Here is a 14,501-nt window from a genome sequence, read left to right as displayed (position 1 = left end):
TTTAAAATAAGTTATTTGAGTATATAAAAGTACTGAGCTTTAGGCTAAAAAAATCCCCCTGATTGTTCAGAGGGATTTGGGTTATTTTGCAGTAAAGGATGAGGTAAAGCTTTGTGCTTGCCGGCGCGCTTCTGGATCTGAAGGCATTGGATAGGGTGCAGCAGAACGAACAGCTGCTTCGACGCTGGCTTTCATGTCAGGGTCACTGGAGCTCACGATCACAGAGCGTACAGCGCCACTATCCGAAAGCGTGACACGTGCAGTCGCGGTTTTACCCGTTGAACCTGCTGGGGTATCCCAAGCACGCTTAATTTTATTTTCAAAGTCGCGCTTAGCCGTTGAAGCAATTTGCTTTGCTTCAGCTTTTTTTTGAGCGGCTTCTTCGGCAGCTTGTTTTGCAGATGAAGCACGTGCTTCTTCAGCTGCACGTTCTTTTGCTTCAGCATCGGCTTTACGTTTTGCATCAGCAGCAGCCTTGGCTTTTTCTGCATCGGCTTTGGCTTTTGCATCAGCATTTGCCTTAGCTTTATCCGCATCAGCTTTACGTTTGGCATCAGCGTCAGCTTTGGTCTTCGCAGCATCTGCTTTAGCTTTAGCATCAGCGGCGGCTTTCGCTTTGTCCACATCGGCTTTACGTTTTGCATCAGCGGCAGCCTTGGCTTTATCTGCATCTGCTTTGGCCTTTGTATCAGCGTCTTGCTTCTGCTTTTTAGCGAGATCCGCTTTCTTTTGTGCCTCTAGCTTCGCTTTTTGTACTGCCTCTGCTTTTTTCAATGCTTCTAAGTTTGCTCGGCGTTTGGCGTCTGCTTCGGCTTTCGCCGCTGCATCTGCTTTGGTTTTCTCAGCATTTTTAGCTTGCTCCGCTGCACGGGCTGCAGCACGTTCTTGCTGAGCTTGTAGTTTTTCAGCTTCAGCCTTTGCACGTGCCTGAATCTGCTGCTGTAATTCAGCTTTACGCGCTGCCGCTTCAGCGGCTTTGGCATCCGCTGCTGCTTTTTGAGCGTCGACTTTTGGCACAACGGGTGTTATAGGTGGTGCTGTTGGGATAACAGGTGCAGGCTCTACAGCGGGCGGGGCAGTTTGTGTGATTTCTTTGGCGACATTTTCATGTGCTGTTTCCGTAAACTCTGTTTCTTCAAGCGTAACAGGCTTTAAGTCCTCAGGTTTGATGAGCACAGTTCTAATTTGCTTCGGTGGCTCTGGTGGTTTACTCATACCAAGATAAAGTAAGCCAACAACAGCAATCACATGGATACCAAAGGTAAATCCAAGCGCGATGGCTTTTTGTTTAAACGGTGGCTTTTTAAAATCTTTCATAAATTACTTTAATGGCTCTGTGAGTAATCCAACTTGGCTGAGACCCGCTTCTTGTAGGCTGTTCATGAGCGACATGACTTCGCCATAAGAGCGTGACTGTTCACCTTCCACAACAACGGTTAAAGTTTTATTTTCAGCCTGAGCTTGTTGCTGTGCTTCACTTAAAATAGAGGTCAATTCAGATAAAGCCAAAGGTTCAGCTGAACTATGCGTTTTATATTTAAGGAAATAGCGACCTTCTTTATCTAAGCTGACCATTGCAGGTGCATCTTTTGATTCAATGGGGTTGCCATTGGCCTGAGGAAGATCGACATTGATGCCGCTCGTAATCATGGGTGCGGTGACCATAAAAATCACTAATAATACGAGCATGACGTCAATATATGGGACGACGTTCATCTCACTTTTTAGTGGTTTCTTAATGCGCTCGAAGCGCCCTGAACGTTGAATTGCCATTAGTCATGTTCCTTAGTTTCACCCAAAGACTGACGCTGTAATAACGCAACCATTTCTTCTGCAAATAAAGCACGATCGGAGTAAACCGTTTCGCCTTTTACGGTGTAATGGTTAAATGCCAATACCGCTGGAATCGCTGCAAATAAACCAATCGCTGTAGCAATGAGGGCTTCAGCAATACCGGGTGCAACCGTTGCAAGGGTGACTTGATCTACGTCGGCTAAACCGATGAATGCATTCATGATGCCCCAAACGGTACCAAATAAGCCAACATACGGGGCCACAGAACCAATGCTGGCCAAAGCACCTAAGCCTTGTTCAAGTTGGCTTTGGTCACGACTTAGACCGACGCGTAAAATACGTTCTGTACCTTCAATGGTTTGTGCCGGAGCAGCATTGCGTTTTTTTAGTTTTAAAAACTCGCCTAAACCTTGATAAAAAATATCCTCAAGGCCGACACGTTTGGAATTAAGTTGCGCATTGTTATATAGCGTATTCAGTTCAGCACCCGACCAAAAGATTTTTTGAAAATGGTCATCGTCTGCTTGTGCTTTTTTATAACTCATGTGTAACTTGGCAATCAGATACCAGCTAAACAGCGAGGCCAAAAGTAAAGCCAGCATTACCAGTTGTACGACTGGGCTTGCTTGTAATATTAGATCTGAAACTTGAAGAGATGATTCGAGTTGAGTTGCCATAGTTACTACATGTGCCAATAATTTTTTAGTCTTGTCCTAATTCTTTTAGAATCAGTTCGCGGATTTCATCAGGAAGTCGACGTGGTTTCATTTCTGAACTGATACATGCCAATTCGACCTCACCAGATGCAAGCATGATTTCACCACGATAAATATTTTGTTGCAACACAAATGACGTAGCCTTACACGAAACAACACTTGCTGTAACAGTAATTAAATCATCCATTAAAATTGGACGTGAATATTTCACATTAATTTTGTGTACAACGAAGTTATAGTCTTTTTGATGCCAGTAATGATCTACACCAGAAGCACGTAACCACTCGGTACGGGTACGCTCCATAAAGCGAATATGATTGGCGTGGTAAACAATGCCACCTGCATCAGTATCTTCAATATAGACACGAATGTTGAATTCAAATTTATTCGCCATGAGAGTATTCCGTTTTTCCAGTTGTACGAGTCGATTTAGATTGACTTGGCGCTTTTATATTTAAGGACAGGGTCTTAAAATTGGTGCACGTCAAAGTACTAATGCGTCGCAGTTTAGCATTATGAGATTTCACTCCAATGGCACAAGATGTCAAATATTGTGATTCATGACTGTTGGGGGAGTTGAGCGCAGTATGGCTATAAAAATATAAGGATAAGGGAATGAATGGTTATTTTAAGCTGCTGCTTATTTTGGCTGTGGCATTTGCGCTGTGGACATATTGGCTTAAACCTGAGCAAGGAAGCAGAAGTTTAGAGTTATATTCACCGACTGAAAATGTACAGCACGTTGAAGGCTACACAATTACTTCCTTAGAACCATATGTAGGAGAGTTTCGTGTGTTGGCGCGTGAAAACTATAGGATGGGCCGTGAAGCAGAGCTGAGTCCTGTTGATTTTGCTTTGGGTTGGAATGAGATGGCGAAGCCAGAGGTCTATAAGCAACTATCTATTACACAAAGTAATCGTTGGTATTATTGGCGTTATGAGAACAATCCACCCATTCCAGTAAATGACATTGCCTCGAGTAGTGCCAATACGCATTTGATCCCAGCCAATAAATTTGTTGCACAAAAACTTGCAGATATTGATGTAGACGACATGGTTTATTTAAAAGGGCAACTGGTTGAAGTTAAATCGGCTGATGGTTGGACGTGGCGCAGTTCACTGAGTCGGACAGACACAGGGAATGGGGCGTGTGAGTTAATGCTGGTCGAAGAGGTGAGAGAAATTTCTTCTTTATAAATTGTCGAGAGGGGATGCATAGCCAAGGCTTGTGATGGATTCTAGTTTTAAAAAAAAGATAATGTTATTTAAATATTTTATAAATGCATACCCAGTATTGTATTAAGAAGCTGACTAATAGAGCGACTAGGTATAACTTTATTAAAACGTGAATAATAACTTAAAATGGCATTAAATTTGCTTTTAGCGTTATGTAATTAAATTAGGGAAATTTACATATGCCAACGCGTTTAGCATTATCTATAGCTGTCACATCTGGTCTTTTAGCACTTTCATCTTTCACTTTTGCTGATGAATTTCAGGTTTTAAAACAACTAGAAAATAAGCCAATGTTATTAAAACAAGGTGAATATCAAGGGAATTATTATGTTCCAAGTACATTAAAAACAATTACATGGGGCTATTTACCAAATAAAAATGCTAAACCTGTATTAACAGTTCCATCGGAAAGTACAGTGACCTTTGATACTGTTTCACATGAAGGATTGCTTGAAGATCAGGGGAGAGATGCTGAAAAGTATTTTTCATCGCATGGGGTTGAATCTGAAAATGTTCTAGATGAAGCAAAATTAATTACGCGCTCCAATTTAAAGCATGATTTTCATAAAGATGGTCCACACATCATCACAGGTCCAATTGCAATTGATGGTGCAATGCCTGGGGATATCTTAAAAGTTGAAATCTTAAAAGTTGAACCACGAGTTCCTTATGGTGTGATTTCAAATAGACATGGAAAGGGTACATTACCTGAGTTTCCAAAGCGTAAAAAGATGGACGGAGCTTCAGCAAATAATCCAGATGCATACGGTAATGTTTCTATCTTTACGCCAATTGAAAAAAATAAAAATGGAGTTTGGGAAGGTGTTTTAAAAACTGATACAGGTCCATCAATCCGCTTTCCTTTAAACCCATTTATGGGGACTATGGGGGTGGCTGCAAATACAAGCGAACCTGTGCATTCAGTACCCCCATCATTTTATGGAGGAAATATTGATATTAATGAGTTAAGTGCTGGGGCAACGGTATACTACCCTGTACAAGTGCCAGGTGCACTGTTCTATACAGGTGATAGTCATTTTGTTCAAGGAGATGGTGAAGTTTCCTTGACTGCTCTTGAGGGATCAGCGAGGGCAACGTTTAAAATTACGTTGTTAAAGGCGGGCAAGGATAAAGTACCTGGTAAAACCATTAGACAACCTCTAGCAGAGAATGCGGAGTTTTGGATTACGCCTGGTTTAGACGAAGACTTGGACGAAGCAATGCGTAAATCAACACGTGAAGCGATTCGCTTTTTGGTTGATGAATATGGTATTTCAGAAGAAATTGCATATGCTTATTTAAGTGCCGCCACAGACTTTGAGGTATCCCAAGTAGTTGATCGTACCAAAGGTATTCATGCCATGATCCGTAAAGCAGACTTTAATGAGTTTAAAGAAACAAAGAATAAATAGTGAATGCAAAAGAAGGTGGCATTAAGCCTCCTTCTTTTGCATTAAACAGGTGTTTTAGGGTTTATCTTTCGGTTCAGGCGGTGTCATACCAAACTGTAAATATGCCATATTGGTGGCAATACGACCACGGGCTGTCCGCATCACATAACCTTGTTGAATCAAATACGGTTCAATCACGTCCTCTAATGTACCTGAGTCTTCAGCCATTGCAGCTGCCAAAGCTTCTACACCACCAGGGCCGCCATCAAAACGTTCAAGTAACATACTCAAATAACGACGGTCTAAAGTGTCTAAACCATCTTTATTGACATTGAGCATATCGAGTGCACGCTGAGCCATATCTTGTGTCACTTCACCAGTACCTTTGACTTGTGCATAGTCACGAACTCGACGTAGTAAGCGGTTTGCAATACGTGGTGTGCCGCGAGAACGACGTGCAATTTCTGCTGAACCTTCACGCGTAATAGGTACATCCATCAAATTGGCAGAACGAGTCACAATATGCGTCAAGTCACTAACTGAATAGAACTCAAGGCGTTGCACAATACCAAAACGGTCACGTAAAGGAGAAGTGAGTAGACCTGCGCGTGTGGTTGCGGCAACTAAAGTAAAAGGGGGTAAGTCGAGCTTAATTGAACGAGCCGCAGGACCTTCACCAATCATAATATCGAGTTGGTAGTCTTCCATGGCTGGATAAAGAATTTCTTCAATCACGGGAGAAAGACGGTGGATTTCGTCGATGAACAGCACATCACCTTCTTCAAGGTTGGTCAGCATGGCTGCCAAGTCCCCAGCACGTTCCAATACTGGGCCGGAAGTCGACTTGAGGTTTCCCCCCATTTCACGCGCAATAATATTGGCAAGTGTAGTTTTACCCAGTCCTGGCGGACCAAAAATTAAGGTGTGATCAAGGGCTTCACTACGACCACGTGCTGCGCCAATAAAGATTTCCATTTGTTCACGAACCACGGGCTGACCGATGTAGTCATCGAGTGAGGTCGGGCGGATAGCGCGGTCGATATGATCTTCGGGTTTTTCGGAACCACCGATGAGACGGTCTTGCATATATTATTTAAACTTTAGGTGAATATGCTTTGTAGCAAAATGTCAGAAAAGAAAGTATATACCTTGGCGGAGTCTTTCCATTTTCAAGCGAAACTCAGGAATAACCTGCGGTTCGCCTTACTTTTGTTTTGCAAAATGAGAAGCAATGCTTCGCAAGAAAACCACTTGCGGTGCAATGCACCTCATCGCAAAACTCATTGAATGCAAGTTCGTATCGACTATATCGCAGAAACATTAATGTGCAAATGTCTCCTGATTCGAACAGTTGCGAATGACACTTACGTGTATCAAATGTCGCCTTGATTGAAGCACTTTATTTATTCATTGACTTGAGTGCAGCACGGATGATGTCGCTTGCTTCAGTGAAATCACCTTTTGCTGCATTGACCAATTTCTGTGCTTCTAAAGGTTTGTACCCTAAAGATTGTAAGGCCGCTTCGGCTTCTGCCACGGCAGAGTTGCCTGTGAACTGGATTTGTTCAACGGTTGAGTTGCTTGGCACTGTGCCTGAAGACATCGCTTTAAAGCGATCACGTAATTCAATCATGAGGCGTTCAGCAGTTTTTTTACCCACGCCCGGTACTTTAACCAGTGTGTTGATATCTTCATGTTCGACAGTATGAATCAGCATATCGACGCTGAGCGTGGATAAAATACCTAAAGCCATTTTAGGGCCGACACCATTGACCTTTAACAGCGTGCGGAAAATGATTTTTTCTTGTTGATGCAAAAAGCCATAAAGTAGTTGAGCATCTTCACGCACTGCAAGGTGCGTCCATAAGGTGATTTTCTGACCTTTTTGTAACTGGCAAAATGTGGTGAGTGGTGTATCAATTTCATAACCGACACCATTTACATTTAAAAGTACGGTGGGTGCTTCTAGTGCGAAGACTTCACCAATAAGACATCCGATCATGTTGTGTGATTCACTTTTTATCAATGGTTACATAGTAGTGAGCATTGCGCAGAAAGGCAAAAGGCTCACGGAAAATTGAGTTGAGGTTGATGGCTTTATCATCAAACTGGATGTTGATGACACATTTAAATCAATCCTGCCTTATTGCCTTGTAACTCTTGAGACAAGTTATACGCTTGGTGGTCTGAAAATTTAGAAATAATATCTAAGACCTGCATGATATTTTCATAATGGTTGCTACCAAAGTGCGCACCAGAACGACATAAAATAGCCATTAAGCGTTGTTCTTTAAAACTTAATGTTTTATGCGGTGTTGTCAGCGGAATAAAGGCATCTAAAATGTTTTGCAAACTTTGATGGGCAATAATTTCCAAACCCGCTTTTTGTGGGTGTTCAAATATTTTATCGCGGGCTAAATCCTTTGCACGGTTAATGCCTAACTCAATATCAGCAGCACAGTATTGCAGTAAGCTGCCGGCCAGTTGTCCGCGTAAAATTTCAAAATGATGCTTAGCAAAAGCCGATGTGACTTCTTCAACCAGACGTTTCATCACGCGCCCGCGCAGGGCTGCAATTTTTTGCTGCCATGTAGTATCTGGCATCGACAGTTCAGTTGGTGCGCTATATTCACCAAGCAAGCTTAAAAAAATCGGTTCAACTTCTTCATAAGACAACATGTTTAAAATGATGCCATCTTCAAGATCAATCAGGGCGTAGCAAATATCATCTGCGGCTTCAAGTAAATAAGTTAGCGGATGACGGCAATAATGATATTCACCCAGTTGAATCAGTCCGAGTTGTTCAGCGATTTGTTGCAGGATTTCTTTTTCTGCCTGATAGCAGCCAAATTTGGCACGTTTACTGGCAGGGGTATTGCCTTGTGACTCGATGGTTTTAGACAACCATGGATATTTTAAGTAAGCCCCAAGTGTTGCATAAGTCAGACGCATGCCACCATCATTAGGGTGATAGTCAATTTTAGTCAGTAAGCGTAGACCTTGGGCATTACCTTCAAACTGACGCACATCGGCTTGTTCTTCTGCGGAAAGCTTCTCTAAAAAGTTTCCATGTGATGCATCGTCAAACCATTCACGAATGGCATATTCACCCGCATGACCAAACGGTGGGTTCCCAATATCATGTGCTAAACAAGCCGCTTGAATAATGGCTCCAACATCGGCAGGGGAAATCCAAATTGGCAGTTCATCTTTGATTTTTTCCGCTGCGAGCATGCCAAGAGAGCGTCCAATGCAGGAGACTTCGAGCGAATGAGTTAAACGGGTGTGAATGCCATCGTGTTGAGTCAGTGGATGGACTTGGGTTTTTCGGTTCAGTTGGCGAAAACTTTGGGAAAAAATAATTCGGTCATAATCTTTGTGAAATGGACTACGTGCCAATTCGGTATTTTGTTTTTTACTTCCAATACGAACTGTTGAGAGCAGTTCCAACCAACGCATTTGCATCATTTATCGTTATTCAGTGAGTTATTGGCTTCATCATGCCAAAAAAGTGTGACGAGCTCTAGAGGGCTACGACATAAGTTGTCTTTTAATTTATGCAGTATGAAGTTTTCAGAAATAGAACATCTTAAAGCAGTCCTGTTTGTTCTCAAGCAGGCTGTCAACTTCGTTATTTGAAGCTTAAATATCAATTGAAAATGGTTTTTAGAACTGAATCAAAGCCTAAAAGTCGGGCATCTTTGAAATTTATCCCTTAAAACATTTGTTACTAATCATGTTTGATTTTTAAAGTCAAAGTAAATTGATCTTTTAAAACAAAGAAATCTCACTTTTTTAAGTCGTAGACGACTAGCTGATTTTGGCAATACACAGTAGAATATGCGCTCTCTTCAAGTCACATTGAGGTAGGTTGTCTAGACCTGCCCGTGGAGCCAAAAACAGCATGTTTATCGTTGCCGGTGCACCTGCACACTCTTCTTTTAAGCAAACACAACTTTTAACACGTCTATCGTCTATCAGTTATGTTCAATCAATAGAAAGCCAATGGGTTTACCTTTTCGACCAAGCGCTCGACGAGCAACAACAGCAATCTGCTTTGCAGCTATTAAATGATGGCGCAACCTTCCAAGTTCGCGAAGCGACAAGTGATGAAGTTCAAGTCCTTGTGACGCCACGTGTAGGTACAATCTCGCCGTGGTCATCAAAGGCAACGGATATTTTTGCCAACTGTAATACCCCGATACACCGCTTAGAACGCGGTGTTTTGTTTACTTTAAAAGGTATTTCTGAAGTATCGGATGCAGTAAAACAAGTTTTACATGACCGTATGACTGAAAGTGTGTTCAATCAAATTGAAGACGCGGCTGCATTGTTCTCTGAAACTGCACCAAAGCCTTTAAATGCAATCGACATTTTAGGTCAGGGTAAAGATGCTTTAGTGAAGGCGAATTCTGAGTTTGGTTTTGCACTCTCTGATGAAGAAATTGATTATTTAGTTGCTGCTTTTAACAAGCTCGGTCGTAATCCGCACGATATTGAACTAATGATGTTTGCTCAGGCAAACTCAGAGCACTGTCGTCATAAAATCTTTGGTTCTGAATGGACAATTGATGGTGAAAAACAACCATTGTCATTATTCCAAATGATTAAAAACACTTATAAAGAATCACCGACAGACGTATTGTCAGCATATAAAGACAATGCTTCGGTGATTGTTGGTTTTGATACTCAGCGTTTCTATCCGAAGAAAGATGAAGCGACGGGTCACCACGTTTATAAATACAAGAGCCAAGCCGCTCACATCCTGATGAAAGTGGAAACACATAACCACCCAACAGCGATCGCGCCTTTTGCGGGTGCTGCGACTGGTTCGGGCGGTGAAATTCGTGATGAAGGTGCAACAGGTCGTGGTGGTAAACCAAAAGCAGGTTTAACAGGCTTTACGGTGTCTAACTTGAATATTCCAGGCTTTGAACAGCCTTGGGAAGAGAACTATGGCAAACCATCGCGTATGGCATCTCCGCTTCAAATTATGATTGAAGGGCCTTTGGGTGGTGCTGCGTTTAACAACGAATTTGGACGTCCTGCTTTAAATGGTTACTTCCGTACTTTTGAACAAAATGTGAATGGCGATGTGAAAGGTTTCCATAAGCCAATCATGATTGCTGGTGGTTATGGCAATATTCGTCCTGACCATGTTGAAAAAGATGCGATTCAACCGGGTGACTTACTGATTGTCCTTGGTGGTCCTGCAATGTTGATCGGCCTTGGTGGCGGTGCTGCATCTTCTGTAGACAGCGGTAAACTCGGTGAAAACCTAGACTTCGCTTCTGTACAACGTGAAAACCCTGAAATGGAACGTCGTTGCCAAGAAGTGATTGATGCATGCTGGCGTATGGAAGACTTCAACCCAATCGTGTCTGTGCATGACGTGGGTGCAGGTGGTGTTTCGAACGCAATGCCTGAACTGGTGAATGACCACGAACTGGGTGCGATTCTTGATTTACGAAAGATTCCATCACTTGAGCCGGGCATGTCTCCAATGGAGATCTGGTCAAACGAAGCGCAAGAGCGCTATGTATTGGCGATTCGTCCAAGTTCTTTAGAATTATTTGAATCATTATGTGCACGTGAGCGTTGTCCGTTTGCCGTTTTAGGTGAAGCAACTGAAGCGCGTCAATTGACGGTGAACGATCCATTGTTTGATAACAAAGCCGTGGATATGCCAATGCAAGTCATGCTAGGTGGCACACCTCGTATGAGCCGTTCGTATGAAACGATTGAACGTCAAGGCGACGACTTTGATGCATCTAAAGTCACAGATTTAAAAGATGCGATTTACCGTGTACTTAAAAATCCAACGGTTGCATCGAAATCATTCCTGATCACCATTGGTGACCGTTCAATTACAGGTATGGTTGCACGTGATCAGTTTGTAGGTCGTTGGCAGGTTCCTGTTGCAGATGCAGCAGTGACTACAACAAGCTTACAAGGCTACACAGGTGAAGCAATGGCGATGGGCGAACGTCCACCCGTTGCCTTGTTAAATCCTGCGGCATCTGCACGTTTATCGGTTGCAGAGTCGATCTCGAATATTATGTCTGCAAAAATCGACCAGATCAGTGACATTAAATTGTCTGCAAACTGGATGGCGGCAGCAGGACAGAAAGGTGAAGACCAAGCTTTATTCGAAGGTGTAAAAGCCATCGGTATGGAAATGTGTCCTGCACTGGGTATTGCAATTCCAGTGGGTAAAGACTCATTGTCTATGCGTACGACTTGGAATGACGAAGGCGAAGACAAATCGGTGACTTCACCGATGTCAGGCGTGATCACTGCATTTGCACCAGTTACGGATGTACGTAAAACTTTAACGCCTGAATTGAAAAATGAAGAATCAATACTTGTCCGTATTGATCTTTCTAAAGGTCAGTTCCGTCTAGGCGGTTCGATCCTTGCTCAGGTCTATAAAGCGATTGGTTCAGTGACACCAGATGTGGATAGTTTTGACGACTTCAAAGCATTCTTTGCATTGGTTCAAGACTGGAATAACCGCGGCTTAATTAAGGCTTACCACGACATCGGTGATGGTGGTTTGCTTGCAACTGTTGCAGAAATGATGTTTGCAGCACGTCTCGGTGTGGCTTTAGAAGATCAATCAACTGCAAGTTTATTTGCAGAAGAAATTGGTGCAGTGCTTCAAATCAGCGCGTCTGATTGGGCAACACTTGCAGACGAAGTTGCGGCATCTACATTACGCGATGCAATTGCGGTTATTGGTACGGTAAACAACACCGATCAATTGATGGTAAATGGTTTAGTGCTTGAACGTGCAGATTTGCAAGTGGCGTGGACTGAAGTATCACATCAAATCCAGCGTCTACGTGACAACGTAGAAACAGCGGATCAAGAATTTGCATTAATTACGGACAAATCACATGCAGGTATTATTGCAAAACCAACATTTGATTTGAATGAGCCAATCGAAGCGCCGTACATCAACGAACGTCGTCCAAACATGGTGATCTTACGTGAACAAGGCGTAAACGGTCATGTGGAAATGGCTGCTGCATTCGACAAAGTTGGTTTCAACACTGTAGATGTGCACATGAGCGACTTGCTTGCAGGTCGTATCAGCCTAGATGACTTTGAAGGTCTTGTGGCATGTGGTGGTTTCTCTTACGGAGACGTAATGGGCGCTGGTGGTGGCTGGGCGAAATCAGTTTTGTTCAACCCGAAACTTCGTGACCAATTTGAAAAATTCTTCAACCGTGACGAAACGTTCTCTCTTGGTATTTGCAACGGCTGTCAAATGTTGTCGCAATTGGCACCACTGATTCCGGGTGCTGAAGCTTGGCCACGTTTTCACCGCAACACTTCTGAGATGTTTGAGGCACGTGTGGTCAATGTTCGTGTTGAAAAATCGAACTCTGTATTGTTAGAAGGTATGGAAGGTTCAATCCTGCCGATCGCAGTTGCACATGGTGAAGGTCGTGTGGTGACAAGCGCGGATAACTTGGCTGCATTAAATACAGGTAATCAAGTAATCTTGCGTTATGTCGATAGCCAAGGTAACCCAACTCAACACTATCCAATGAACCCGAATGGTTCACCAGAAGCGATTTCAGGTGTCACATCGAAAGATGGTCGCGCAACGATTATGATGCCGCACCCTGAACGTAACTTCCGTGCGGTACAGCATTCTTGGAAGCCTGAAGATTGGACAGAAGACGGTGCATGGTTACGTATGTTCCGTAATGCACGTAAGTTCATTGGTTAATCTGAAGTCTGGGTTTTGAAAAGCCACCTTCGGGTGGCTTTTTTATTGAATCGTTTTTTATTTTTTTAATTCTCCCGCTGAAGTTGGTTTAGATTTTGCTTTTATATTTATGTAAAAGTGATATTGTGTAATAAATGCACAAATATCATGCAAAATAGAAGAAAGATGGATCACTAAACAATTTCAGTATCAACACTCATGTATGAGGTGATGACATGATTAAAACAGTTACATACGAAGCAGTCGATAAGTCTGCATTGCGTAAAAAAGGATGGAAGTTGTTTGCTGTGATTTTGAGCTTGCAATTGATCTTTTTGATTTTGGGTTATGCATTGCAGATGTGATTTTTGAAAGTTAAAGAACCAACGAAAGGTGGATTTTTATTGATGATAAGATATTCAAAAATATTTATGGCTTTATTTTTATATACTTATAAAATATTTAAAGTTTGAATATTTAAGACTAAAAATGACAGATTTAATAAAAACAGTTTCATTATTACAAGAGTTAATCATCTCTAGAGTCTTAGACAAATTAGAGCAAGGCTCTGACGAAGCATTTATTCAATTGAGAAATGAGCTGATTAAAATTAATAATCTAAAACCTTATCTTCCAACATTAGTGAAAAATTCTAGATCTTTAGATCAGGCGAATGACTATTTAAAAAATACTTTTAATGGTTATGAGGAATGTAAACAACATATCTATGATGATTTTAATGAATTGTTCGATGTCTTGGAAAGTTTAGATACAACTCCATTAGACCATCTAGTGATGAATAAAATTGAAGGTTTAAGTTCTGATTACATTCATCAAATATGGGGTAAAGCTTTAGAAAGACGAAGTACAGATCCCGAAGGGGCAATTACGTTGTCGAGAACATTATTGGAATCTACTTGTAAGCATATATTGGATGACTTCAATGTTGATTATGGAAATAGTCCTGATATTAATCATTTGTACCGTCTATTAAACAAAAAGTTGAACCTATCTCCATCACAACATACAGAGCAAACTTTTAAGCAGATTTTGGGCGGTTGTAGTTCTATTGTTGAGGGATTAGGTGCATTAAGAAATAAAGTTGGTGATGCACATGGACAAGGGCAGAAGAATTTTAAACCATCTTCGAGACATGCAGAATTAGCAGTGAATTTAGCAGGAACCATGTCGGTGTTTCTTTTCTCAACTTGGGATATAAGAGCCGAGTCCGAAAAATTATCAAATTCTCATAAAGATTAGTTCCATGCTCAAACTTATTTACTATGTTCCAGAATCTCATCTTGAATCTACCAAACTTGCGATTTTTGAAGCAGGGGCAGGTGGTATAGGAAACTATGAACACTGTGCATGGCAAGTTTTGGGTACAGGCCAGTTTAAACCTGTAAAAGACGCAAATCCGTTTATAGGTGAGTTGGATGCTTTGGAGAAAATTCCAGAGTGGCGGGTGGAAACCATTGTTCCAGAGGAAAAAGCCTCTGCTGTGGCAAAGGCTTTAACATTAAGCCATCCCTATGAAGAGCCAGCTTTTGAGTTTATTCAGATGGTCGATGTACTTTAATGATGAACCTAAAAATATATTTTAGACACGCTAACGGCATTCGCAACTGTTTGAGGCAGGACTTA

General features: G+C 41.9%; 13 protein-coding genes. 6 read left to right on the top strand and 7 right to left on the bottom strand.

What is annotated here, in order from left to right; translation table 11 throughout:
• Positions 1–81: 81 nt before the first annotated feature.
• The 4 genes from tolA to ybgC are packed head-to-tail and all read right to left on the bottom strand — an operon-like array spanning position 82 to position 2,904.
• On the bottom strand, positions 82–1,317 hold the full coding sequence (gene tolA / locus AC4CU2_RS10470; protein WP_490768796.1) for a cell envelope integrity protein TolA: 1,236 nt from the start codon (positions 1,315–1,317) through the stop codon (positions 82–84).
• Between the two features lie 3 nt (positions 1,318–1,320).
• The gene (gene tolR / locus AC4CU2_RS10465) at positions 1,321–1,773 is read right to left on the bottom strand and encodes a protein TolR (protein ID WP_004693872.1); all 453 of its coding nucleotides are present in this window, start codon (positions 1,771–1,773) and stop codon (positions 1,321–1,323) included.
• Positions 1,773–2,471, bottom strand: coding sequence for a protein TolQ (gene tolQ / locus AC4CU2_RS10460; RefSeq protein ID WP_490768795.1), 699 nt, complete (start codon positions 2,469–2,471; stop codon positions 1,773–1,775). Before tolQ ends, tolR begins: the two co-directional genes overlap by 1 nt.
• 25 nt (positions 2,472–2,496) lie before the next feature.
• Complete coding sequence (gene ybgC, locus AC4CU2_RS10455) at positions 2,497–2,904, bottom strand: tol-pal system-associated acyl-CoA thioesterase (protein ID WP_004693869.1); 408 nt, start codon at positions 2,902–2,904, stop codon at positions 2,497–2,499.
• A 221-nt stretch (positions 2,905–3,125) separates the two neighbouring features.
• Here ybgC and AC4CU2_RS10450 point away from each other — a divergent pair, with 221 nt between their 5' ends.
• Positions 3,126–3,707, top strand: coding sequence for a hypothetical protein (locus AC4CU2_RS10450; protein WP_279677969.1), 582 nt, complete (start codon positions 3,126–3,128; stop codon positions 3,705–3,707).
• 218 nt (positions 3,708–3,925) lie between these two features.
• Positions 3,926–5,158, top strand: coding sequence for an acetamidase/formamidase family protein (locus AC4CU2_RS10445; RefSeq protein ID WP_490768794.1), 1,233 nt, complete (start codon positions 3,926–3,928; stop codon positions 5,156–5,158).
• Between the two features lie 54 nt (positions 5,159–5,212).
• Here the strand turns inward: AC4CU2_RS10445 and ruvB are convergent, their stop codons facing one another.
• The 3 genes from ruvB to AC4CU2_RS10430 form a co-directional block, all read right to left on the bottom strand.
• Positions 5,213–6,223, bottom strand: a complete 1,011-nt coding sequence (ruvB, locus tag AC4CU2_RS10440) for a Holliday junction branch migration DNA helicase RuvB (RefSeq protein ID WP_490768793.1) — start codon at positions 6,221–6,223, stop codon at positions 5,213–5,215.
• Between the two features lie 313 nt (positions 6,224–6,536).
• Positions 6,537–7,139, bottom strand: coding sequence for a Holliday junction branch migration protein RuvA (gene ruvA / locus AC4CU2_RS10435; protein ID WP_125280477.1), 603 nt, complete (start codon positions 7,137–7,139; stop codon positions 6,537–6,539).
• Positions 7,140–7,264: 125 nt separating this feature from the next.
• A complete protein-coding gene (locus AC4CU2_RS10430) occupies positions 7,265–8,605 on the bottom strand; it encodes a deoxyguanosinetriphosphate triphosphohydrolase (protein ID WP_279698001.1) in 1,341 nt (446 codons plus the stop codon).
• Positions 8,606–9,041: 436 nt separating this feature from the next.
• On the opposite strand from AC4CU2_RS10430, the gene purL reads away from it, so the two are divergent.
• From purL to AC4CU2_RS10410, 4 genes are all read left to right on the top strand, one after another.
• Positions 9,042–12,878: a phosphoribosylformylglycinamidine synthase gene (gene purL / locus AC4CU2_RS10425; RefSeq protein WP_201706270.1), complete on the top strand. Its 3,837-nt coding sequence runs from the start codon at positions 9,042–9,044 to the stop codon at positions 12,876–12,878.
• A 215-nt stretch (positions 12,879–13,093) separates the two neighbouring features.
• Positions 13,094–13,222 carry a KGW motif small protein gene (locus tag AC4CU2_RS10420; protein ID WP_004693854.1) on the top strand — a complete coding sequence of 43 codons (129 nt, stop codon included), beginning with the start codon at positions 13,094–13,096 and terminating at the stop codon, positions 13,220–13,222.
• Positions 13,223–13,346: 124 nt separating this feature from the next.
• The gene (locus AC4CU2_RS10415) at positions 13,347–14,117 is read left to right on the top strand and encodes an abortive infection family protein (protein ID WP_201706271.1); all 771 of its coding nucleotides are present in this window, start codon (positions 13,347–13,349) and stop codon (positions 14,115–14,117) included.
• Positions 14,118–14,121: 4 nt separating this feature from the next.
• A complete protein-coding gene (locus tag AC4CU2_RS10410) occupies positions 14,122–14,436 on the top strand; it encodes a YqfO family protein (protein ID WP_201706272.1) in 315 nt (104 codons plus the stop codon).
• The last annotated feature ends 65 nt before the right edge of the window (positions 14,437–14,501 follow it).

This window comes from Acinetobacter sp. 797_lipA, from assembly GCF_058243025.1.
The sequence above is the reverse complement of the archived record's forward strand: the minus strand, read 5'-3'. Positions and strand labels throughout refer to the sequence as shown.